This is a genomic window from Streptomyces sp. NPDC093097 (assembly GCF_044754325.1).
In the GTDB taxonomy this organism is placed as follows: domain Bacteria; phylum Actinomycetota; class Actinomycetes; order Streptomycetales; family Streptomycetaceae; genus Streptomyces.
The window spans coordinates 1-20,867 of the sequence record NZ_JBIVOW010000005.1 but is presented as its reverse complement, the minus strand read 5'-3'; the positions used below and the strand labels follow the sequence as shown (position 1 = coordinate 20,867).

Here is a 20,867-nt window from a genome sequence, read left to right as displayed (position 1 = left end):
TGCCTGTTCTGCCCCTGGACCGGCAACCGGACGACGCCCCCTCCGCAACGCAGGCAGATGCGGCAGATTGATCATGCCGAACGCCGGCGCGCAGGATATGTTCCAGGCGAAGCTCGACGGCAACGAGAACCTGGCGAACCTCAAGCCCATGATGCGCGCCACGGACAAGGGGCCGACGGTGAGCGATTTCCGCGAGCGGTACCAGAAGGCCGCTGCTGAGCGCGGGTACGCGTACAGCCTGGACGATGGCAAGAAGTCCTGAGTCAGGCAACCGGGGCGCCTGCGGATCGCCCCCGGTACGGTCAACTCCCCGGCCTTGCCTTCTATGGCGTGTATCGGAGGCACGCGTCATGGGCCTTCGGCGGCGTGTGTTGTACTTCTGCGGTGTGTGCTGAATATGAGCTTGGTCAGGTCATTGCCAGCCGTGAGCTGGTCTTCACCGCTCCGGACGGGACGCAGCTTCCGGTGCTGCTGGAGGTCGGGGTGCCTTGCCGCGACCCGGAGGGGACGGATTGGTACTGCCCGTGCCGGATCACCGGATATCCAGGTGTCGTCGACCGAGTGACGGCGATCTTCGGTGTGGATTCGCTGCAGGCCCTGCAGTGTGCCCTGACCCGCTTTCCTGCCGAGTTGAACGGCGTTGAGGGGCTGACTTTCCTGGGCGAGACGGACTTGATGCTGGTGCCCTGACCGCATGGGTTCGCCGGGTTGACCGTGGTGGCGGTCGGACGTGCGCTGACGTCCGATCCGACTGCCGGAGGTGCTGCGGTGGACGAGCCTGTCCGTGTGCGCCGACTGACTGACCAGGAGGGGCAGAAGCTGCAGCAGGTCGTGCGCCGGGGCAGCACCGGTTCGGTGCGTCATCTTGGCGCGATGATGCTGCTGGCCTCCGCCGGCGGGAACCGGGTGCCGGTGATCGCCCAGTTGGTCCAGGCTGACGAGGGCACTGTCCGGGACCTGAACCACGGGTTCAACGAGAGCGGCCTGGCCTGCCTGGACCAACAGTGGGCGGGAGGCCGTCCCCGCCCATCAACTACCGTCTCCTCGCCCGGTTCCCGGTAGAGGTGGCCGGCACGACGGCCGACCGGTACGACGGTCGGCCGGTACGTCACCCGACACGTCATCGAGCGCGTCAGGCTCTGGCACACCGCGTTCCCGCCGGGCCGAGGCAACCCACCGTCCGTACCGCGTGGCGATGTGCGGCTGACGGGCCGAGTGGGAAATCGGTGGAGTCGGCCCCACACCGGCCGGGAGCGGTCGGCAGCCCCGCTGACTGTGCAGCGCGGCGACAGCCATCTGGAACACCTCGCAGAGGCAAAGAGGTTCAGTTGACCGGTAGTTGGTCGTTCTCCCGTCGGGAGGCTGTGCCGAGCAAGGTACGTGCGACGTCTTCCAGCGATCCGAGCAGCGGGTTGGGGTCGTCAGCGCGCGTGACGAGCACGACCTCGCAGGGATCGATGTCGATGACGGGCACCAGGGCGATGTCCTCGCGCACAGCGGCGCGTCGATCGCCGGCAGGGAAGACCGCGACACAGTGGCCGGTGGCGATGAACTCCAGCTTGTCCTCGAAGCTGTCGTCGCTCGCGGGCGGGGGTGGTGCCGGGCGGTTGCCGACGGGCTTGGGCATCCCCCAGAGGACCGGAGTGCTGGCGCAGGCGACCAGTTCCTCGTCCGACAGAGCCCGCAGGCTGACGGTTTTCTCGTTCGCCAGATGATGACGTGCCGACGTGACCAGTACCCGCGACTCCTCATGGAGTTCGGTCACCCGGAAGCCGTCCGTGGGCAAGGGCAGGGGCCTGTACGCGACGAGGGCGTCGACCCGCCCCTCGGCGAGGGCGAGCGTGTCCCGCCAGTCGAGGTGCCTGGTGCGGACCTGGCTGTCAGGGTGCCGGCGGCGCAGTTCCTGCACGCAGGCGGTGATGACCAGTCCTTCGGCGCAGCCGACGGTGATGGTACGGGGCTGGACGGCGGCTCTGGCCGTGTGAGCGGCTTGCTCGGCCTCTTGGAGCAGTATGCGGGCCCTGGGAAGGAAGGCCTGACCGGCGTCGGTGAGGCTGCTGCCTTGCGGCGAGCGGTCGAACAGCCGGACACCGAGCTGAGCCTCCAGCCGCTGGATCTGACGGCTCAACGACGGCTGCGCCAAGTGCAGCCTGGTGGCGGCCCGGCCGAAGTTGCCGTACTCCGCAACGACCGTGAAGTAGCGCACGAGTCGCAGGTCGAGGTCCATGCGCCCAGGGTACGTCGCGCGCCGTCATGCGCCTGGGACATGACGGCATGCGGAACAGGTCTTGGACAGGGTGTGGGGGTGGATATTTGGCTTGGGGCATGACCACTTATGACGGCAAGAAGATCGTGATCACCGGCGGGAGCAGCGGTATCGGCCTGGCTGCGGCCCAGTTGTTCGCGGACGGTGGGGCGCACGTACTGATCACCGGCCGTACCCGATCCACCCTGGACGCCGCGCTGGAGCAGTTGGGGGACAAGGCGATCGCCGTCTGCAGCGATGCCGCGTCCCTGAAGGACATCAAGGCGCTGGCCGGCACGGTCCAGGAGCGGTTCGGCATGGTGGACGCGCTGTTCGTCAATGCCGGCGTCACCGCGTCCGCGCCGTTGGAGGCGACGACGGAGGAGATGTACGACACACTGTTCGGCGTCAACGCCAAGGGCCCGTACTTCACGGTGCAGGCGTTGGCGCCGCTGTTGCGCGAGGGAAGCGGCGTGGTCCTCACCACGTCGGTGGTGAACGTCATGGGCCTGGACGCGCTCAGTGTCTACTCGGCGAGCAAGGCAGCCCTGCGGTCGATGACGCGCACCCTGGCCCGAGAGCTGCTGCCGCGCAAGGTGCGCGTCAATGCCGTGAGCCCCGGGCCGATCGACACAGGCGTCCTGAACCGCTCCCTGCCTGCCGACGTCGTCGAGACGATGGAGGACACCTACCGGAGCACGATCCCGATGCAGCGGCTGGGGGCGTCCGAGGAAGTGGCCGCCGCGGTGGCGTACTTGGCGTTCGGCGCGACCTTCACGACGGGAGCGGAGTTCCCTGTCGACGGAGGGGGTTCGCAACTCTAGTGTGCGCCAGGGATCCGTCGGCAGAAGCGTGCCAGGGAGTCGAGGAGGTCTTCGCCCTCGGGTCCGTTCACCATTGCGGCGGCCGGAACGGGCGAGGCCGCTCCGGCCGTGTCCGTCATGGCGTCCAACTTGTCCCTCGGTTCAGTCGTCCTTGTCCAGTGAGTCCGCACGGGCTTGCCCGGCCCACGTCAGCACCCTTTCGGGGCCGGGCCCCCACTGTCACCTGATGAGGTCTTGCAGCCGGAGTTCACCTACCCTGCAGATGGGGCGCTGCCCGGTGAGGGGGTTGGTGTAGGTCGCTGTGCTGCACCCGGTGTCACGGAAGCCGACGTGGCTGGCGACATACACTGCGGCACGGTTTTCGATTTCTGTCCGCGCTACTATGCGCCGCATTTCGAGCTGGTCGAAGGCGAAGGCGCACAAGGCCCTGAGTGTGGCAACTGCTGTGCTGAGTCTGCGGGCTTCCGGATGGAGTGCGATGGAGACTTCGCCGCTGGCCTGTGCGGGGTCGAAGGCGTGGATTCCTGCGAACCCCACGAAAGCGCCGGTGCCGGCGTGTTCCACGATGAAGGTGGCGTCTTCTCCATCGGTCCAGGTCTGCTGGATCCTGTCGAAATAGGCGTCTGCCATGGCCGGATGAAGGACGAGGGGAATGTGGGCCATGTAGCGGCGGGTTCGGTCGTCTCCGTAGGTGGCGAGGAACCCCTCGGTGTCCGATTCTCGGCGGGCACCGAGGGGGCCTCTGAGACATACCGGCTCAGCCATTACACGGGGGATTGTCACGAAAGAGCTCGGCAGTCGCATGGTGCTTCCTTCATGTGCAGGTAGAGAAAGGGACTCTCAACACTGCCAGGCGATGGAAGGGCACTGGAAAGAGGTGGCGAAGGTACTGAGGGTCCTATCCGTTTCGCTGTTCCCTTCAACCGGCGGGAGTTCCCTGTGTCTTATATCCAGGTCGAAGGACTCCTCAAGCTCGCAAAGTGCGTCGTGCTGCTCCAGGGCTGCGCCAAGCATAATTCCTCCTCGGGCTGTTCTTCTGGTGGGCCGTTGGGCCCTGACGTGATCAACTATGTGCAGCCAGATGGCGCGCAGTCAAGGCCCTGGAATCTTCAATCACTGTTCGCTCAAGGGGGATTACATCAAGTTGAGTGGGCCCTACACTTTAATTGGAGCTCTCCTGCCCATCGGAAAGAAGGCCGGAGTTTAAAGCCGGTTGCTGGGCTGACTAGATTTTCCTGACCGGCGTGGATTAGCGTCCGGGCATGTACCGTTGCACTGGCTCCTACATGAGGGCGCCGTCCGCGCCATTGACCGTGGATCAGCGGGAATTGCACCCGTTCCCCGCAGACGGAGAGCTGGATCGTCTTGCCCATATGGCTGGTGAGCAGGTACTGCGCGAGGCTGTGGAGCTGGCCAGCCCATCGTTGTCGACGGCGTTGCGCAGCTGGGAGTCGGGGCGGCCCGTACAGCCCCCGGCTGTACGCAAGGCCATGGTGGGGCTGAGGCGCTATCAGCTGCGTATGAGCAGCCGGGCCACGCCGTTCGGGCTGATGGCCGGTGTGGCGAGGGCGGGTTTCGGGGGCACGTCGCTGTTCGTGGCGGGCAGTTCGCATGTCAAGGCGGCCAGGCCGGATCATGCGTGGCTGCGTGCCGTGGCCGCTGGTCTGGAGGAGCGGTGTGAGGTCCTGGTGGCTCTGCGGCTTACGGCGAACGACCTGTGCACTCTGCGGGCCGGCCGTGTCACGCTGCTGCAAGGCACTGGCAGGCCGGGCGCCGCAGCGGACCGGGGCGGGGGTGTGGAGGTATCCATTCGGGCGACTGCGGTCGTGCGGCGTGTGCTGGAGGCCTTGGCCGTCTGCCGTCTGGGCGGGGATCTGGTCGCCATGCTGCGCGAGGATTTCCCTTCTGTGCTTCTGCCGGACATCCAGGGCGTGTTGGTGGAGATGGTCAGGCAGGGTTTCGTCATCACCGAACTCGTTCCGCCGCTCACGTCAGCGGACCCCCTGGGGCGCATGATCAACGTCTTGGAGCGGGTGGAAGCAGCATCGGCGGACAGCCAGGCACTGCGGGCTGTCCGGGCAGAGCTTGCGCATTATGCAGGTACTGCCATGGGGAAGGGCTCCGAGGATCTGCTGCAGGCCGGTGCCCGCATGCAGGGCCTGGCGGCTGTACCTCATCCAGTGCAGGTGGACCTGGGGCTGGATGTGACGGCGCGCCTTCCGCACGATGTGGCCAGGGAGGCCGAATACGCGGCGCGGACACTCCACCGCCTGGCGCCGACGGTTGTTCCCCGCCATGTGAGTGAGTATCACACGAGGTTCCTGGAGCGGTACGGCAGTGGGATCGGCGTGCCGGTGAGGGAGGTTGTGGATCCTGCTCGTGGTCTGGGCCCCCTCGGCCCGGTTGCTACAGAGGACCCCTCGTCCCGGCAGGGGGCTGGTGAGGCCCGCCAGCGGCTGTTGGCGGGCCTGGCTCAGTCGGCTGTGCTCGAGGGGCGGCACGAGGTGGTGCTCGACGCGGGCCTGGTCGAACAGCTGGCAGGCGAGCAGCGGGATCCGGGACCGTCTCCTTCCGTGGACATCTGTGCCCACGTCCTGGCGAATTCCTCTGCCGAGCTCGATGCGGGGGATTTCCGCCTGATGCTGACAGCAGGCATGGTGGCTCCTCTGGCAGGAGCCATGCGGGGGCGTTTCTCCCACCTCCTCGATGCGGGCTCCGACATGCGGGCGAGCCTCGCCGCGGTCGCGTGCGGCGAGGCGGGTGCGCAGCGCGTCGTGCTGGACTACCGTCCCAGCCCGCCGCGGCACGCGAACGTGGCCTGTACCTCTGGGTGGGGCCTGCCGCGCCTGTGTGTGGGCACCTTCCGCGAAGAGGGTGATCTCGGTGTGGAGGACCTGCTTGTCGAGGCGGACGAGCAGGGGCTGTACGTGCGTTCCCGGGCGCTGGGTACGCGTGTGGTTCCCAGCAGCTTCCATATGCTCAACCCCGAACGGCAGCATCCCCTCGTGCGCTTCCTGGCCACACTGGGCGCGCTGGACAACAAGCAGTGGGCACCGTGGGACTGGGGACCTGCTGCTGTTCTGCCCTATCTGCCGCGGGTGCGCCACGGCCGCACAATCCTGTCCCCGGCGCGTTGGACCCTGGACGCCCAGTCGCTGCCGGGCACGGGGGGATCCTTTGACCGGTGGAGGGAGGGCTTCGAGCAGTGGCGTCGCACCTACCGTGTGCCGGCGGCCGTCCGCGCCACGCACTACGACCAGTTCCTGGAGCTCGACCTCGACGATGAAGAGCACCTGCACCTGCTCCACCAGGATCTCGTACGCGGGCGGGTCACCGCCTTGAGCGAATCCCCGCACGCCACCGGCTACGGATTCGGCTGGACCACCGATGCTGCGTCCAAGGCCCACCGCCCATTTAGGGAAACCCCCGCCGAGTTCGTCTTCCACCTCACCAGCGGTCCTCGCCACAACCCCAAACCAGCACCGGCCACGCCCGTCCTCCAGGCCAGGCGCATCAGGCATCTGCCCGGCGGTCTGTGGCTGTACGGCCGGTTGGAATGCCCCGAGGCCTTCCAGAACGACGTCCTCCTCGACCACGTGCCCGCCCTCCTGGCTGACGCTCCCGAGGGGGCCGACCAGTGGTTCTACATCCGCTATGCCGACCCGCGCCCGCACCTTCGCCTGCGCTTGCGCACCACCACCCAGCAGGCCCACATGGACATGCTCACGGCATTGCGCCGCTGGGCGGGCGAGTTGCAGGAAGGCGGTCTCGTAGGGGACTTCTCACTGGAGACCTATGAGCCGGAGACACAGCGCTACGGAGGAGCCGACGGCATCGAAGCAGCGGAGGAAGTGTTCTGCCTGGACAGCCATGCAGCTCTCCTGGAGCTGCGCCTGCTGCGTGAGATGCAGCTGGATCCCGATCTTCTTGCCGCTGCCAGCCTCACGGACCTGCTCACAGGCGCGCTGGGCGTGCACGAGAGCGAAGCCTGGCTGATGGACAGCATCCCCAAGCAACTGCAGCGCGGTTTCTTCACCTCTCACCGCCAGCAAGCCCTCGCGCTGATCACCAGCGACAGTCTGCCTGCCCCTCTCGGCGACGAACTCGCCCGTTCCTGGCAGGCACGGGCCGCCGCGGCGGCCCGCCACATGCGTGCCCTTGAGCATCTCCCGCGCGAGCGCAGGGACCAATCCCTCTCCGGCCTTCTGCACATGCACCACAACCGCCTGATCGGTCCCGACCGCGACAGCGAAGAGCGCTGCTTCGCCGTTGCCCGGGGCATGGCCGAGGCACGCCACAACCGCAGAAAGCACATGCCGTGAACCTCCACTCCCGCGCGGCACGGGAAGCAGTCCGCCTGGCTCTGCTGGAAACCGAACCCGCCGCAGTCACCGATGCGACGCTGGCCACGGGCCATGCCGGCTACGCCCTGCTGCTCTCGGAAATCGAGCTCGGCACCTCCCGCCGCCTCGCCCACGCCCACCTTGAACAGGCAGTCTCTGCCCTGCCCGCCGCACCAGGGCTGATGACCGGGGTCGCCGGAGCGGCCTTCGCAGCCCTTCAGCTCAACCGCCGTCACACCGACTACGCCACACTCCTGCAGCACTTGGATACCTGGCTGCACGAAGCCGCCCGGCACCTGATCCAGGCATGCGACCAGCAACGAGCAAGCTCACCGCCGCAACTGCGCATGAGCACCTACGACACCGTCAGCGGACTGTGCGGCCTCGGAGCCTACCTGCTGCGCCGCTGCCGGCCCTCGTGCCAGGACCTGCGCGCAGTCCTGAGCTGCCTGACCCGCCTCGCTCCCCAGCCCGCCGGGGAGAACCTCCCCTCGCCCGGATGGTGGATCACGGGTCCACCCTCACCCGACAGCCCTCCCGCCTACCACAACGGGCACGCCAATCTCGGCCTCGCCCACGGCATCGCAGGACCCCTCGCCCTCCTCTCCCTCGCCCACCGCCGCGGAATGAACGTTCCTGGCCACTTGGACGCCATCTCCTCCATCGCCCGCTGGCTCATCGCCCGCCGGGTGAACTCAAGCCAAAGGCACGCCTGGTGGCCCAGCCACCTGACGGCAGCGCAAGAAGCAGGCAAAGAAACCCTCGACAGCGCCCCCACCCAGCTTGCCTGGTGCAACGCGACCCCTGGCATCAGCCGCGCCCTGCAACTGGCCTCCCTCGCCGTCCAGCGACCTGACTGGAACACCCTGGCCGTCTCCACCTTCCTCTCCGCCATGGCCGTGCCCCACCTGCGCCAGGCAGTCAACTCCCCGTCTGTGTGCCACGGCTGGGCAGGACTCCTGCAGATCACGACCCGGCTACGGCAGGACTGCCACGGACCGACGGCACACCAGCGCCTCACGCGCCTGGCTCGGCTTCTCGCCGAAAGAACCCTCTCCACCGCCCAGGACCACACACCCGAGGCCAGCGGCCTGCTGTTCGGGCCCACCGGTGTGGCGCTGGCACTTCACTCCTACGCATACCCCAGCAGGCACGGAGACTGGGACGCAGCACTCCTCCTCGCATGAACCCGGCATGCCCACGGAACACAGCACAAGCTCAACGGAAGGCACGGCCATGACAGCTGGCGAACACCGGCCCGTACAGCGACTTCTCGTAGGCGTCACCGGCTCGCTCGCCGCCTACGGCATCCCCATCTACCTGAACTACTTCCGCACCCACCTCGCCCACGAGATCCGTGTCATACCGACGGCATCCGCGTCCCGCATGCTGCCCGCCGAAGGATTGGCCCACCTCTGCGACGGGATCCACACCAACGAATTCGATGCAGAATACGGACACGTTCGCCTCGCCCGCTGGGCCGACCTGCTCCTCATCGCCCCCGCCACCGCCAACGTCCTCGCAAACGCTGCCCACGGTACGGCTTCCACACTGCTGACCAGCACGATCCTCGCTCACCCCCGCCCCGCGGTCTTCGCACCCAACATGAACCCCCTCATGTGGGAGAGGCCCGTCGTCCAGCGCAACGTACAGACCCTGCGCACCGACGGACACATCGTCATCGACCCTGTACACATGCCGGCATACGAATCCGCAGAGAAACGCACCGAACCCGGTTACGTCATGCCACCACCAGCAGACCTTGCTCGCATGCTCACAGAAGCGTTGTCAACTTGAATAACGTGGAGAAAGACTGCAACCGGGCCCCATCAGGCGGGCACTAGCCTGCGTTCGCACCGAGGCAGAAGGGCGTCCAGGCCCTTAGGGGGCTTGGACGCCCTTGCAGGAACCCGGGGCGGGGCGTTGACCAGGGTCCTGTCCCGGGCGTCCTCGGCCGGGTCGCGGCCCGGCTCCCGCTCCGCCGTCTGGTCGGCGCTCAACTCTTGTGTCCGGGTGCCGGACCGGCGGTCGGCTACTGGTGATCCAGAACGGCCTTCATGACCGCCTTGGCGATGGGTGCACCCAGTCGGCCACCGGCGATGTCCGAACGGGAGATGTTCATGTCCTCGGGGTCGACGAGTACGGCGACCGCGACCGGGGACGACCCGTCCGGCAGTTTCGCGTAGGAGACGAACCAGGCGTAGGGGCGCTCGTCGCGGACGTCGGCACCGTGCTGGGCGGTGCCTGGTTTGCCGCCGACTGTGACGCCCTCGATCCGTACCTTGTCGCCTGTGCCGTCGGTCACCGTGTACTCCATCATCTCCTGCACCTTCTTCGCGGTGTCCTCGGAGACGGCCTGGTCCAGCACCTCGGGTTCGGTTTTCTCGACCGTGGAAAGGTCGGCGCCGTGCAGTTCGTCGACCATGTACGGCTTCATCACCTTGCCGTTGTTGGCAAGTCCGGCGGTGACCATGGCCATCTGAAGCGGGGTGCTGGCCAGGCTGCCCTGTCCCATGCCGGTCAGCGCGGTCTGCGGCTTGTCCAACTTGCCCGGATAGTCGCTCGCGACCGTGCGCACGGGGGCGAAGTGCTCCTTGTTGAAGCCGAACTTCTCGGCCGTTTCTCGCATCTTGTCCCCGCCGGTCTTGAGTGCCGCGTCGAGGAAGACGTTGTTGCACGACCACTGCATGGCGGTCTTCATCGAGACCCGGTCGCACTGGGAGTCGGGGACGACGTTGCCGATTTTCGTCGTGCTGAGCGGAAGCTGGTAGGGAGCCGGTGCTCCTGACGAGGCGTAGATGTCGGTGACGGCGCCGCTTTCGAGGGCTGCCGCCGCTGTGAGGATCTTGAAGGTGGATCCGGGCGGGTAGGTCTCGCGGATCGCACGGTTGCTGAGCGGCTTGCCCTTGTCCTTATCCAGCTTCTGGAACACCTCTCCCTCCTTGCTGGACATACCAGCGAAGACGGAAGGGTCGTAGGACGGCGTGCTCGCCATGGCGAGGATCTTGCCGGTGCGCGGGTCCAGAGCGACTACGGCACCCTTGGCGTTCAAGTCTGTCAGCCCTTTGTAAGCGGCCTTCTGCGCTGCCGGGTCGATCGTGGTGACGACATTGCCGCCCCGGGGCTTCTCGCCGGTCAGCATGGCCAGGGGCCCTGTGTACAGCCGGTCGTCCTTGCCGCTCAGCAGGTCGTTGTGAACGCCTTCCAGGAAGGTCGCGCCTTGTGCCTGGGAGAAGTAGCCCGTGATCGGCGCGTACATCGGGCCGTCCTTGAAGACGCGCTTGTACTTGAAGTCGGAGTCGGGCGTCGCCTCGGAACCGGTGATGGCTTCTCCTCCGACGAGGATGTCGCCACGAGGCTGGGAGAACGCCTCGATCTGCACCCGCCGGTTGTGCGGGTTGTCGGCCAGGCTGTCGCTTTGGAAGAACTGCAACCACGTCGCCCGGAGCAAGAGGGCCATCATCACGACCCCGGAGAAGACGGCTATGTGTCTGATCGGTCGGTTCATCGTTGTCCCGTCGAGGTCGTGCGGTGGGTACGGTCGGGTGGGCCCGTGGGGTACGGGACCCGTGTCGTCATGACGGGTCGGCGGGGACGTCGGAGAGAAGGCTGCGGACGACGGGCCCTGCCGAGGCGCCGCCGGTCTTCCCCTGCTCGACGACGCAGGCGATGGCGACGTTGCCGCGGTGGGCCACGATCCAGCCGTTGTTGGGGGCGTCCTCGGTGACCTCGGCGGTGCCGGTCTTCGCGCCGATGCCGCCGGGCAGGCCGTCCAGGACCTTCGCCGTGCCGTCGGTGACCGTGGCACGCATCACCTTCCGCAGTTGTTCGACCACGTTCTGCGGAAGCTTGGAGGTCGTCGTCGTGTCCTTGTTCCCTCGCGTGATCGTGGGCTGGTGGAACGTGCCGGAGACCGCGGTCGCGGTGACGGACGCCATGATCAGCGGATTGGCCAGCACCCTGCCCTGCCCGATCATCGAGGCGGCCTTCTCCGTCTCGTCGCGGGGTGCTGGAACCGACCCGTCGAACGACGGGATGCCGGTGCGCCATTCCTGGCCGACGCCGAAGTACTTCCCGGCGACGTCACCGAGTTCCCGGTCGCCGAGCTTGTCGCGCAGGCTGATGAAGGCGGTGTTGCACGACTCGGTGAAGTCCTTGAGGAACGTCGCGTTGCGGTGTTCGGACGTCTCGACGTTGTGGAACTCCTTGCCGACGGTGAGGTACTTGGGACAGTCCACGATGTCCTCGGGCTCGACCGCGTCCTTGAGCATCAGCGCACCGGTGGTGACGATCTTCCAGGTGGAGCCGGGTGCGTAGGTGCCGGAGATGGCGCGATTGAATCCGGAGGGGGAGTTCGCCACGGCCAGGATCTCGCCGTTGTCGACCCGTAGGGCGACGAGCGCGGCGTTCTTGCCGCCGGACTTGGCGGCGAGCGCCTTCTCGGCAGCGGTCTGCCAGGTGGAGTCGACCGTGGTCCCGATCGGTTGGTCGCGGGGCTGGGAGGGCTTCTTGCCGAAGGTGGCCTCGGTGCCCTTGACCTCTCCGGTGGCGCGGGCGACGCGCTGGATCGCACCCCGTGGGCCGGCTCCGGCCGCGCGGGCGATCTGTGAGAGCACGGGCCCCAGGGAGGGGTGTGTGTCCTCGGACAGCGCACGGCCCGCCCGGTCGGTGACCTCGGGCCCGTCGCTGTCCTCGCGGTCCAGCCGGAACTTCTCCTTGTCGCTCAGGTGAGGGTGGACAAGGGAGAGCTTCCAGGCCACTTTCCAGGAGCCGTCGTCCTGCTTGCGCACGGGAAGGGTCGCGTCGTATGTCCACGTACCGAGGTCGGCGACGGGCATGGCGGCCGTGAACGGAACGCGGACGGTGCCGTCCTCGGTGACGGCGGCCGGATGCGCGGTCAGGGTCGGCTTTTCGATGCCGAGTCCGGTGGTGAAGTTGCGCAGCACTTCCTGGGCCTTGCCGGGGCTGGTGGTGCGCTCGCCCGCGTTCGACAGCCGCCCCTCGGCCCAGTCGGCCAGGAAGGCCCGCGCCTGGGCCGTGGCGTCGGGGTCCGGAACGGGTGAGCCCGGGGCGAAGGGACCCCATTCGGCGAGGTAGGCACCGCCGGCGGCAAGGGCGAGTGCCAGGGTCGCCGCGCCGGCCGTCCGGATCACTGAGGTGGCCCTGCGGCGCGTCGGGGCGGGGGTTCTAGCTTTGGCCGTCAGCGGGCCGTCGTTTGTGCTCACACGGTGAGGAGAGCAGCAGCCCACGCTGTTTGTCCAAGTTTCTTATCAATGTCAGATTAATTAAAAAACGCTATGCTTGCTGGTCATGGACCTGATTCGGCACCTGGAATGCTTTGTGGCTGTTGCAGAAGAGTCACATTTCGGCCGTGCCGCAGCGCGCCTGGGCATCGCCCAGCCACCGCTCTCGCAGCGCATCCAGCGTCTGGAGCGCGAACTGGGGTTGCGCCTGTTCGAGCGCACGAGCCGGCAGGTGACGATCACCAAGGCCGGAACGCTGCTACTGGACGAGGCACGCGAACTGCTCACCCGGTCCGAGGCCCTCACTGCCACCGCCCGCCGCATCCGGGACGGGGAGGCCGGGTTGCTGCGCGCCGCGCTGCCGCCGGACATCGCCGGCGAGACCGTCGCCGCGATCCTGGCGGGCTTCCGGCAGCGCCACGCCGGTGTCGAACTGGAGCTGCACGAGCTGCCCACCGCCGAGCAGCTCACCCGGCTCGCCTCGCACGATCTGGACGTCGGGCTCATCCACCACCCCTGCGACATCTCCGGCCTCGAACTGGGGCCGGTCCTGCGCCGCGAGGTCGGGGTGCTGCTCCCGCGCCAGGCGCCCGCTGCGGCACTGGACACGGTCACGCTCGCCGCCCTTGACGGACACGACCTGGTCGTCTTCCCCCGCTCCGGAGCTCCGGCGCTCTACGACGACATACTGACCACCTGCGCCCGCAACGGCTACACGCCCACCGTCGTCCGGCAGGGCCAGGGTGCCAGCTTCGTACGCGGCCTGATCCTCTCGGCGGGCGCCGTCGCCTTCAGCCCGACGGACGCCCACAGCACGCACGCCGCCGAAGGGGACCCGGACATCGTCTGGCGCCCCCTTGCGGGCGCTCCCCTGACGTGGCGACACTCCGTAGCCTGGCCCCGGGGGCGTAGCGACGCCGCCGTCAGGGCCTTCACCGAAGCGACCACACGCGCCCTACTGGACGCGGCCGCAGGTGGCGCGGAGGAACCCGCACGGCCGCTCTACCTGCGCCCGGCATCGGAGTACTGGCTGTGACGACTACGACCACCACCCGCCGCCGCATCCGCACAGCCTTCGCCGAAGCCGGCGTCACCGGCCGGCTGCACGCGCTCGACATCGACTCCGGCGCGGAGGTCGACGCGGGCGCGGACGAGGCGGTCGTCACCGCCAGCGTGCACAAGCTCTGCCTGCTCGTCGCCCTCCACCAACAGGCCGCGGCGGGCCTCGTGGACCTCACCGAGCAGATCGAATGCCCGCCGGATGGCCGCACCGCCGGTCCCACCGGGCTTGCGGCCATGCTCGACCCGGTCCGCATGTCCCTGCGCGACGCCGCCTACCTGATGATGGCCGTCAGTGACAACACGGCCGCCAGTCTTCTCCTGAATCGGGTCGGCCTCGAAGCCGTGAACTCCACCACGGCTGGCCTCGGGCTGCCGCGGACGCGCGCTGTCCACACGTTCCACGAGATGCTGGCCACCATTCGGGAGGACGCCGGCCCCGATCACGCTCGCGCACTGACCGATCCGCAGGTCGTCGCCCGACTGTCAGCCCTCGATCCCGCCCGCACCAACCGCAGCACCCCGCGCGAGATGACGCGCCTTCTCAGGGCCGTGTGGCGTGACGAGGCTTGCCCTGCCGAACACGGTGCGGCGATCCGCCGCCTCCTCGGTCTCCAGGTCTGGCCGCACCGGCTGGCCTCCGGCTTCCCCTTCGACGACGTCTACGTCGCGGGCAAGACCGGGACCCTGCCCACCGTGCGCAACGAGGTCGGCGTCGTCGAGTACCCGGACGGTGGGCGTTACGCCGTCGCCGTCTTCACCCGCGCCGCCAGCACCGCCGCCACACTTCCCGCAGCGGACGCCGTCATCGGCACCGCCGCTCGGATCGCGGTCGACGCGCTGCGCGCTCCTTAGCGCCGTATCAGGCACCGTTCGCCCTGTCCTTGGCCTGTCGGGTGGTCGTCCACCATGCCGGATACTGAAACCATGCAGACGATCTCCCTCGACACGCAGGTCCGCGAGCACTTGGAACGCGCAGCAGGCGCAAATTCCGGACGCAGCGCGGCAACCGTCTATGCCGGTAACGAGCACGGACTGCGCCAGACCATCCTCGCGCTGACCGCGGGCTCCGGCCTCGCCGAGCACGACAGCCCCGGTGACGCAACTCTTCTGGTCCTGCGCGGACATGTGCGGCTCACCGTCGGCGAGAGCTCCTGGGAGGGGCGGACCGGCGATCTGGTCCCCATTCCTCTGGCTCGCCACAGCCTCGACGCGATCGAGGACTCAGCAGTACTCCTCACCGTCGCCAAGAGCGGCTGAACTCCACGCCAGGCAGGTGCAGCCACCAGCGAGCACGTAGCCGGATGACGCGGCGGTGCTCCACGTGCTCGCTGGTGCTGCGGCCAGGCACGGCAGCCGGACTGTCAGGACAGGAGCGGTAGTTGGTGTCGGCGCCGGTGCGCTGCTGCATCCGACAACTGGCCTGCTGAAGACCCGCGCAGCTTCGCATGACGCACCATTCGACTGGCCAAGACGTGACGGTCAGGGGCTCGATCAGCGCGGGGAAGTTGAGCGAGAAAGACCAGGGCGGCGTTCGTCGGCGGGTTCACCGAATGATGCGGTGACTGCGGACACGCGGCTGCGGCATACCTCGGGGGCACCCGCGGACAGCGCAGCCTCCGCGTGCTCTTTCCACAGTCGATGGGCCTCGACAGCCTGGCCGTTGTGACATGTGCCGTTGCCGCAACGCCCTCCGGCGGGGGCGTAGCGGAGATCAGGGCCGCGCCACCCGCAGGCACAGCCGGGGACAAGAGCGCAGGGCTGCTCGGCCGGGGCGCCAGGCCCGGGGCCGCCCCAGGCACCGCCGGAGGCAGCGGGGGAATCGATGAACCGGCGCTCGCATTCCATGTGCTCAGAGGTGAAGGTGGGGATGGTGCCATCTGCAAGGCGGCCGAGGACGAATCCGCCGTGCCAGGCGCCCTCGTCGTTGTTGAGGAGCCACATCACGGCGTCACCCGCCCGTCGCACGGCGCGGCGTCCCGACTCGGGCCCAGGGGCCGGAGCCAACACGCCGATGGCGGCCAACGCCTCAGTCAGGGCATCGTGGGCGGCGTCCGCACCGAGCCGAGTGCTGTAGCGGCTGACTGCGGCAGAAAGCCGGTCGTAGGCGTGCTCGTACTCGCTGGGGGTGAGGGCCCGGGGACCTTTTGTCGGGTCTTGACTTGTTGCCATGGCGCCAACCCTCCGGCATTTCTCACTGAACGCAAAGCGGTCGGTGGCCCTCGCCATCCCCATCTGGACGGTGCAGGCCGGCCAGACCCTGGCCGCGATCGCCGCCGCAGGGGTGTCGCTCGGAGAGCTCCTCACCACCAACCCCAGGTCCGCAACCCGAACATGATCCACCCCGGCGACCGGATCACCGTCCCGACCGCAACGACCAGGGGAGCACCAACCCGACCACCCCGGCCAAGCCCCGCCCACCGGCGAAGCCCTACCGACCGCCGAACAGCCAGATCGGGGGCAATACCTACGGCCCTGGGGCACGGTGGGCCACATCACGACCGTCGCCCAAGCCCTCGTCGCCCACGGTTTCGGCTGCTACTGCCGCGTCGGTACCGGCCCCACCTGGACCGACGCGGACACCCGCACCTACGCCGCCTGGCAACGCTCCCTCAGCTTTCGCGGCCCGGACGCCGACGGCATCCCCGGACCGACATCCCTCCGCCGTCTCCTCGGCAGAGAGATCCACGCCAAGCCGCAGACCGCACCGCCCTTACCGGGCCGCGAGGCTGTCCGCTACGGCGCCCGCGGTCCGGTCGTTCTGAAGGTCGACCACGCCCTGATCCGACACGGCTACGGCCGCCACCTCACCTACGGCCCGTCCGCCTACTACGGCCGCTGTAGGAGGGGCAGTTGGGTGGCTGGAACACACCTCCACCAGGGCGACTGCCAGTGCCGTATGCGATGGTCGCCACCTGGGAGTCAGAGGCAAGGGCCGAGGGGGAGGCATGGCTGGCGACGGCTTCGACGTCGACACCGATCAACTCAAGTCCACCGCACCAACGTTCCACCGGGAATCCGCCGCCCTGGAGCGGGCGACGGCCAAGCTCCGGCACACGCTCGATGGGCTGGGGGAGCCGTGGGGTGGTGACGAGCAGGGCAAGAAGTTCGAGCACGTCTACGCCCCGCACCGGGCGCAGATCGAGAAGGCTGCTGTGGCTCTGGTGAAGGGGCTGTCGAGCATCACCAAGGCCATGAACGACATGGCGGCCAACCATGAGGACGCGGACCGGTCGGCCAAGTCGGGCTTCGAGGGCGGTGCTTGATGGGCGCTGCCGACAAGGCCAAGGAGATCGTCCAGGACTTAACTGGCATGTGGTGGCCGGAGGGCGACGAGGACGAACTCCGAGAAGCCGCCCGCGCTTGGCGCACGTTCGCCGACGAGGTCGAGGACTGTACGGCGGCCTGTCACAAGAAGGCCCAGGACGTCATCGACAACAACAAGGGCAAGTCGATCGAGGCGTTCGGCGCGTTCTGGAAGAAGTACCACGGTGGCAGCAAGGGCTATCTGGACGATGTCGCCACAGCTGCACGGGACATGGCCAAAGCTCTGGATAAGTTCGCCGACCAGATAGCCGAGGCGAAGAAGAAGACCGAGCACGAGCTGGAGATCGCCGGGGCGGTCCTGGTCGCCGGTACTGCCCTGGCCGTCTTCACTGGCGGCATCAGCGAAGTCGCCGCCGCGGGCGCCACCGAGGCGATCGTCGCCGCGGCCGGCACAGCAGGCGTAGCTGTCTCCGCCACCGTCGCCGAGATCGCCGGTACCGTCCTGGCAACCGCTGCTATCGGTGGCATCGAGGCCATCACAGTGGACGTGGTCGTCGCCCAGGGCGGCCGCAACCTCCTCGGGGACCAGCACGGCATCAACGCCGCCGAAGTCAAGGACGCCGGCGTGTCCGGCATGCTCTTGGGCGGCGCCGTCGGCGGAGCCGCCCGCGGCGTCAAGGCCATGGCGGGCGCCGACGGCGTCAAGAACGTCCCGCGCAACATGAAGTTGGACAGCTTGGGGCACCTCGACGCCTCACTCCTCAACCTCCAAATACGGATGCCCAACCTGGTTGGCCCGCGCCTGGCAATGGCCGGCGAAGGTCCCGCCGGCCCGACCGGACAGCCGCTGATGCGCAGTGCCGAGAGCGGAGGAGGGGGAGGCCGGGCACCTCAAAAGCCAATCCCGCCGTACTGCAAGCCACTGGACAGCATGGGGCGAGCCACCGGTGTCGAAACGAGGGTCACGCAAGACATGCTCGACACCGGCACCAAGGCATCCCGACGGATGCAGCCTCCGGGCTGGGGAGGCGAAGCGGCTGGTCACACGCGCGGACACCTGCTGGCCCGGTCACTCGGGGGAGACGGCCGCTCCGAGGTGAACGTCGTGATCATGCACAAGACGGCGAACAACGAGGTGATGGAACAGCTCGAAGAGCAGATCTATGAAACCGTGAAGCAGCGCGGGAGCGTGGAATATTCGGCGGCGCCGGTCTATGCCAATCCCGGAGACGTCATTCCTGCAGGCGTCCATGTCAAGGCTACTGGACCTGGCCTGCACATCGACCAGACCATCATCAACAAGTAGGCGGCCATGACTGATCTCGAACTCCTGGCTTCGTTCCCCGCGACTGGTGAAGCGGGACCGGTCCTCAATGACTGGGAGACCGCTGAGGAGGAGCTGGACACCGCGTTTCCGCCTGCGTTCAAAAAGTTCCTCGAAGCATTTGGCGGCGCGAAGTTCGACGACTTTCTGCGGGTGTATCGGGCGGGTGCCGAGAACGAGTTCGCCGACCTGGTGGCGAACACGGTCACGGCGCGGCACACCATGGAGGTGACGCGGGACGCGATCCGGGAACTGCTGGCAGAGCGCGGCGTGAAGCCCTCGCAGCTGATCTGCTGGGGCGGCACAGACAACGCGGACATGTGTTTCCTGGTCCCGCACGAGGACCCCGAGCAGTGGGCCGTCCTCACCGTCATCGGCCGCGGCAGGGAGTACGACCTGTACGAAGGCCCGGTGGAGAGCTACCTGTTGCGGATCCTCCGAGGTGACCTCGTGAGCGAGGTCTTCCCGGACGACTTCCCCGACGAGGAACCCAGCTACGAGCGCAACCCGTGGATCTAACGGGTACAGCGACGCGCCTCCGATCCGGCACATGACCGGATCGGAGGCGCCTTTTCGTTTTGCGTCCACGCCGCTTGGATCCTAGGAAGGCGTGCGCGCCCCGACGACCGTGGATACGGCAGAAGGCCCGGGAAAGTCCTCCGGCAGTGCATCCATGATCAGTTCGTCGGCGCGCTGCCCGAGCCAGAACCCCGACCGCCGGAGTCGTCCGGCCGGATGGAACCCTGCCTTCTCGTAGGCGGTGATGCCGGCCTGGTTCGGTTCCAGGACCTTGAGCCACACCATGTCCAATGAGCCGATGTGGAAAGCCCAGTCGAGCGTCAAGCGGGTGGCCTCGGCGGCATAGCCGTTCCCTCGTGCCTCGGGGGCGATGAGCATGATGTATTCCGCGGTGCGGACGGCCTGGTCGACGTACAGGACCGTCATCCCGACCGGCTGCTTGTCTTCGAGCCGGACGACCTCGAACGCGGGGCGTTGACTGTTACGGGCCTGCCCTTCCCAGCCGGCGGATCGGACTTCCCAGCTCTGCGGCATCTGGTTGCCGTAGCCGAGGATCGTCCGTGGGTCGTTCTCCCACCGGTGGTAGGTGGGCAGCATGCCCTGCCGGGGCAGGCCGAGGGCGAGCCGGTCACCGGGGAGAACGATGTGGGGGTCACTCACGTTGTGCCTCCTTTGAAGCCTTGGTAGGGGTTGCGTGGCTGAGTCAGCGTGCTGAACCTGGCTCGGTGGCGAAGACGGCACGAAGGTGGTCGAGATGCTGCCGCACGCCATCGGCCAGTTCGGCGTAGAACGGGACCCGGGCGGCTGCCTGGAGGATTTCGGTGCAGGCGGTCAGCTCGCCGACCCGACTGGCGGGGGCGTCCAGGACGTGGGCGAACTCCTTGCGGACTCGCTCCGCCAGGTCGGGCACGGGGAGGGAGTGCAGGTAGAGGTTGGCAGTGTCGTAGCCGACGGGTGCGGTGCCCCAGCCCTCCCAGTCGATGAGGGTCAGTTTCGGGTCGGTGAGGTTGGCCCAGTGGAGGTCGCCATGGGCTGTGGTCCAGGTGATCTCGTCGGGGGTGAAGCCGGTGAACTCCGGGACACGGCGGCGGATGTACTGCTCGCGGACCGCCTCCCGGCTTGTGGGGGTGCGAGAGAGGTGGTCCAGAGCATGGCGGAGGTCGTGCCACCAGGTGTCCGGCAACTCCACGCCGTGGCGGAGGACCGGGCTTCGGGACACCGGCGGGGTGGAGACGTATTCGTACAGCTCTGCCCGGTATGCCCAGCCGTCGGCTGACCAGTCCCGCAAACCGATCAGCCGTGGCCGAGGCACGGCAGAAGGCGCATGCTGTTCTGCCTCCTTGGGGCCTTCCCGCAGCTTCCCGCCTTCTTTTCCGGCGGGGTCGCTGACCAGCCTTAGCCAGACGGGGCTGTCCGGGGCAGTGGCGACCCCGTACAGCGTCCGGCCGGCGTATCCCCACACCTCTCCGCCCGCGGCGCCGGTGAGGCCCAGCAGGTCGTAGGCGCGGTCCCAGGCGGAGAGCATGCGGTCCCTGACGGCTGGCTCAGGGGCAGTGAACATCGGGCTGGCTACCTTCTGCGGCTGACGGCGGCGACGTCGGCCGCCACCAACTCCGTTAGCAGAGCGGCGACCTGGCCGACGGGGAGCGACGAGGCTACCGCCAACTCGGCCATGGATGCAGTCTGTCCCTTGGCGAGGTGTTTGACCACGGCGAGGGTTGGCGCGGCGAACGTCCACTGCTGCCCGCCTGCGTTCAGCACCGGTCCCTCGCCGTCCACCTCGTACCACGCACCCGAGGGGGTGAGGCGGACGTGGAGGCATTCGTCGGCGGGGATGCCGTCGACGAACGGCAGGGACGGCATCGGCCGACCCGGGGCCGTCGCTCCCCGCGCGCAGAGGAACTCCTCGATCACCCCGTCGTGCAGGGCTGCCGTGAACTCCTTCAAACTTTACTTTTAACCCCGCCAAGATCATTCCTTGGTGGGGTTTGATGCTGAGGCCCTGAACATGGAGGCGGCCACCCGCAATTCTTCGGAGTGCTG

At 67.8% G+C, this 20,867-nt stretch carries 19 protein-coding genes and 2 pseudogenes; 14 read left to right on the top strand and 7 right to left on the bottom strand.

The features are described 5' to 3' along the window. Window positions 1-67 precede the first annotated feature (67 nt). From ACIQE0_RS10105 to ACIQE0_RS10095, 3 genes and pseudogenes are all read left to right on the top strand, one after another. Window positions 68-262, top strand: coding sequence for a hypothetical protein (locus ACIQE0_RS10105; protein WP_402330389.1), 195 nt, complete (start codon window positions 68-70; stop codon window positions 260-262). 122 nt (window positions 263-384) lie between these two features. Continuing rightward, a complete protein-coding gene (locus ACIQE0_RS10100; protein ID WP_366331096.1) occupies window positions 385-690 on the top strand; it encodes a DUF6968 family protein in 306 nt (101 codons plus the stop codon). Window positions 691-768: 78 nt separating this feature from the next. Continuing rightward, window positions 769-1,026: pseudogene (locus tag ACIQE0_RS10095) on the top strand (helix-turn-helix domain-containing protein); the annotation flags it as partial. A 298-nt stretch (window positions 1,027-1,324) separates the two neighbouring features. Here the strand turns inward: ACIQE0_RS10095 and ACIQE0_RS10090 are convergent. Continuing rightward, entirely contained in the window at window positions 1,325-2,227 is a 903-nt protein-coding gene (locus ACIQE0_RS10090) for a LysR family transcriptional regulator (protein ID WP_402330386.1), read from the bottom strand. A gap of 98 nt (window positions 2,228-2,325) precedes the next feature. Between ACIQE0_RS10090 and ACIQE0_RS10085 the strand changes: the two genes are divergently transcribed. After that, window positions 2,326-3,069 (top strand): SDR family oxidoreductase, encoded by a 744-nt coding sequence (locus tag ACIQE0_RS10085; RefSeq protein ID WP_366331098.1) that lies wholly within the window; start codon window positions 2,326-2,328, stop codon window positions 3,067-3,069. 219 nt (window positions 3,070-3,288) lie between these two features. Here ACIQE0_RS10085 and ACIQE0_RS10080 read toward each other — a convergent pair whose 3' ends face one another. Beyond that, complete coding sequence (locus ACIQE0_RS10080) at window positions 3,289-3,873, bottom strand: GNAT family N-acetyltransferase (RefSeq protein WP_402330383.1); 585 nt, start codon at window positions 3,871-3,873, stop codon at window positions 3,289-3,291. A gap of 569 nt (window positions 3,874-4,442) precedes the next feature. On the opposite strand from ACIQE0_RS10080, the gene ACIQE0_RS10075 reads away from it, so the two are divergent. From ACIQE0_RS10075 to ACIQE0_RS10065, 3 genes are read left to right on the top strand one after another with little or no spacing between them, the layout of a single operon-like run. After that, entirely contained in the window at window positions 4,443-7,391 is a 2,949-nt protein-coding gene (locus tag ACIQE0_RS10075) for a lantibiotic dehydratase (protein ID WP_402330381.1), read from the top strand. Beyond that, on the top strand, window positions 7,388-8,599 hold the full coding sequence (locus tag ACIQE0_RS10070; RefSeq protein WP_402330378.1) for a lanthionine synthetase C family protein: 1,212 nt from the start codon (window positions 7,388-7,390) through the stop codon (window positions 8,597-8,599). Before ACIQE0_RS10075 ends, ACIQE0_RS10070 begins: the two co-directional genes overlap by 4 nt. Before the next feature lie 7 nt (window positions 8,600-8,606). Further along, window positions 8,607-9,209: a flavoprotein gene (locus ACIQE0_RS10065; protein ID WP_402330376.1), complete on the top strand. Its 603-nt coding sequence runs from the start codon at window positions 8,607-8,609 to the stop codon at window positions 9,207-9,209. A 235-nt stretch (window positions 9,210-9,444) separates the two neighbouring features. On the opposite strand, the gene ACIQE0_RS10060 is transcribed toward ACIQE0_RS10065, so the two are convergent. Next, a complete protein-coding gene (locus tag ACIQE0_RS10060) occupies window positions 9,445-10,920 on the bottom strand; it encodes a peptidoglycan D,D-transpeptidase FtsI family protein (RefSeq protein WP_402330373.1) in 1,476 nt (491 codons plus the stop codon). A 67-nt stretch (window positions 10,921-10,987) separates the two neighbouring features. Beyond that, a complete protein-coding gene (locus ACIQE0_RS10055; RefSeq protein WP_402330370.1) occupies window positions 10,988-12,565 on the bottom strand; it encodes a penicillin-binding transpeptidase domain-containing protein in 1,578 nt (525 codons plus the stop codon). 157 nt (window positions 12,566-12,722) lie between these two features. Between ACIQE0_RS10055 and ACIQE0_RS10050 the strand changes: the two genes are divergently transcribed. The 7 genes and pseudogenes from ACIQE0_RS10050 (at window position 12,723) to ACIQE0_RS10020 (ending at window position 18,824) form a co-directional block, all read left to right on the top strand. Further along, the gene (locus ACIQE0_RS10050; protein ID WP_402330367.1) at window positions 12,723-13,691 is read left to right on the top strand and encodes a LysR family transcriptional regulator; all 969 of its coding nucleotides are present in this window, start codon (window positions 12,723-12,725) and stop codon (window positions 13,689-13,691) included. Further along, the gene (locus tag ACIQE0_RS10045) at window positions 13,688-14,569 is read left to right on the top strand and encodes a serine hydrolase (protein WP_402330364.1); all 882 of its coding nucleotides are present in this window, start codon (window positions 13,688-13,690) and stop codon (window positions 14,567-14,569) included. Before ACIQE0_RS10050 ends, ACIQE0_RS10045 begins: the two co-directional genes overlap by 4 nt. Window positions 14,570-14,641: 72 nt before the next feature. Then, on the top strand, window positions 14,642-14,974 hold the full coding sequence (locus ACIQE0_RS10040) for a cupin domain-containing protein (RefSeq protein WP_402330362.1): 333 nt from the start codon (window positions 14,642-14,644) through the stop codon (window positions 14,972-14,974). A 1,225-nt stretch (window positions 14,975-16,199) separates the two neighbouring features. After that, window positions 16,200-16,373 (top strand): annotated as a pseudogene (locus ACIQE0_RS10035) (peptidoglycan-binding protein); the annotation flags it as partial. A 289-nt stretch (window positions 16,374-16,662) separates the two neighbouring features. Continuing rightward, window positions 16,663-16,980: a WXG100 family type VII secretion target gene (locus ACIQE0_RS10030; RefSeq protein ID WP_402330360.1), complete on the top strand. Its 318-nt coding sequence runs from the start codon at window positions 16,663-16,665 to the stop codon at window positions 16,978-16,980. Beyond that, the gene (locus ACIQE0_RS10025) at window positions 16,980-18,287 is read left to right on the top strand and encodes a DNA/RNA non-specific endonuclease (protein WP_402330358.1); all 1,308 of its coding nucleotides are present in this window, start codon (window positions 16,980-16,982) and stop codon (window positions 18,285-18,287) included. The genes ACIQE0_RS10030 and ACIQE0_RS10025 overlap by 1 nt, the downstream gene beginning before the upstream one ends. Before the next feature lie 6 nt (window positions 18,288-18,293). Continuing rightward, window positions 18,294-18,824: an SMI1/KNR4 family protein gene (locus tag ACIQE0_RS10020; RefSeq protein ID WP_402330356.1), complete on the top strand. Its 531-nt coding sequence runs from the start codon at window positions 18,294-18,296 to the stop codon at window positions 18,822-18,824. 81 nt (window positions 18,825-18,905) lie between these two features. On the opposite strand, the gene ACIQE0_RS10015 is transcribed toward ACIQE0_RS10020, so the two are convergent. From ACIQE0_RS10015 to ACIQE0_RS10005, 3 genes are read right to left on the bottom strand one after another with little or no spacing between them, the layout of a single operon-like run. Further along, entirely contained in the window at window positions 18,906-19,484 is a 579-nt protein-coding gene (locus ACIQE0_RS10015; protein ID WP_402330353.1) for a GNAT family N-acetyltransferase, read from the bottom strand. A gap of 43 nt (window positions 19,485-19,527) precedes the next feature. After that, window positions 19,528-20,385: a hypothetical protein gene (locus ACIQE0_RS10010; RefSeq protein WP_402330351.1), complete on the bottom strand. Its 858-nt coding sequence runs from the start codon at window positions 20,383-20,385 to the stop codon at window positions 19,528-19,530. An 8-nt stretch (window positions 20,386-20,393) separates the two neighbouring features. After that, window positions 20,394-20,771 (bottom strand): hypothetical protein, encoded by a 378-nt coding sequence (locus ACIQE0_RS10005; protein ID WP_402330348.1) that lies wholly within the window; start codon window positions 20,769-20,771, stop codon window positions 20,394-20,396. Window positions 20,772-20,867 lie beyond the last annotated feature (96 nt).